Consider the following 1,515-nt stretch of genomic DNA (forward strand, 5'->3'; position numbering starts at 1 on the left):
AGGGAACTCAGCCGCCCAGCGCGACGGGTCCTCGGCGCTTGAGCCGGCCGGGCCGCAGGGCCGCCCGGCCGACCCGCGCCTTCGGGGAGACCCGACCGAGCGCTCCGAGTTCATCACTTCGGGGACGTGTGGCACGGCCCGTCCAGGGAAGGCGATAGACCATACTTCCCATAACCGGAGATAAGGGACAGTCGTGGCTGCACGTGTGCGCAATCCCATGCAACAGGCCGACCCACCGTCCGACCCGCACCGCTCGCGCGTCGCGCTCCGCGTCAACGGCGGGACCCACGTCCTGGACCTGGACAACCGCACCACCCTCCTCGACGCCCTGCGGGAGCTGCTGGACCTGACCGGTGCCAAGAAGGGCTGCGACCACGGGCAGTGCGGAGCCTGCACCGTTCTCGTCGACGGCCGGCGTGCCAACAGCTGTCTGATGTTGGCCGTGGCCCAGGACGGATCCGAGATCACCACCGTGGAGGGGCTCGCCGACGCCGACGGCGCACTGTCCTCCCTCCAGCAGTTCTTCCTCGACCACGACGCCTTCCAGTGCGGCTACTGCACCCCAGGCCAGCTCTGCTCCGCCGTCGGGGTCCTGCGGGAAGCCGCCGCCGGACACCCTTCGCATGTCACGGACGCGGCGACTGCGGCCGGCATCGTCCGCCCGGTCGTCCTGACCGCCGAAGAGATCAGGGAACGGCTCAGCGGCAACCTCTGCCGCTGCGGCGCCTACAACGGGATCGCCGACGCCGTAGCGGCCTGCAGTGCCGTCGAGGGCCCTGCCCAGCCCCCCGCCCCGACCCCGGACGTGACCGCGTGAAGCCCTTCGCCTACGTACACGCCAGCAGCCTCCAGGAAGCGGCAGCCGCCTATGCCGGCCACCCCGGCTCCCGATACCTCGCCGGCGGAACCAACCTCGTCGACCTCATGAAGCACGGCGTGGAAACCCCGGACACCCTCATCGACCTCACCCGGGTGCCCCTCCACGACATCCAGGAGCTGCCCACCGGAACGCTCCGGGTCGGAGCCGGCGTACGCAACACCGATCTGGCCGTGCACGCCCTGGTTCGCACCCGCTACCCCGCACTGTCGCAGGCACTCCTCGCCGGCGCGTCCGGACAGCTGCGCAACGTCGCCACCATCGGCGGGAACCTGCTCCAGCGCACCCGCTGTCCGTATTTCCAGGACGTGTCCAAGCCCTGCAACAAGCGGGAACCCGGCACCGGCTGCGCGGCCCGCGACGCGGTACACCGTGACCACGCCGTCCTCGGCCACTCCGCGCACTGCATCGCCACCCACCCCTCGGACATGGCAGTGGCCCTCACCGTCCTGGATGCCCGGATCGAGCTGTACGGCGGTGAGCACGCTACCCGCGAGGTGGCGGCGGCCGACTTCCACCGGCTTCCCGGCGAGCACCCCGAGCGGGACACCGTCATCCGCCCGGGCGAGATCGTCACCGCCGTGATCCTGCCACCGGCCGTGCCGGGATCCGTCTCCCTCTACCGCAAGGCCCGTGAC

2 protein-coding genes are annotated in these 1,515 nt (G+C 71.1%); both read left to right on the forward strand.

Annotated features, from left to right (window positions below):
* The first annotated feature begins 217 nt into the window (after positions 1 to 217).
* The gene (locus tag ACWGIU_RS27910; protein ID WP_453710309.1) at positions 218 to 817 is read left to right on the forward strand and encodes a 2Fe-2S iron-sulfur cluster-binding protein; all 600 of its coding nucleotides are present in this window, start codon (positions 218 to 220) and stop codon (positions 815 to 817) included.
* Positions 814 to 1,515, forward strand: a 702-nt coding sequence (locus ACWGIU_RS27915; protein WP_453710304.1) for an FAD binding domain-containing protein, incomplete at its 3' end; no start/stop codon positions are given. The genes ACWGIU_RS27910 and ACWGIU_RS27915, both read left to right, overlap by 4 nt.

The sequence above is a fragment of the Streptomyces sp. NPDC054840 genome, assembly GCF_053611065.1.

Excerpts from the sequence above, each read along its gene's own strand:
- ACWGIU_RS27910 (WP_453710309.1), top strand. The coding sequence starts at position 218 with ATGCAACAGGCCGACCCACCGTCCGACCCGCACCGCTCGCGCGTCGCG.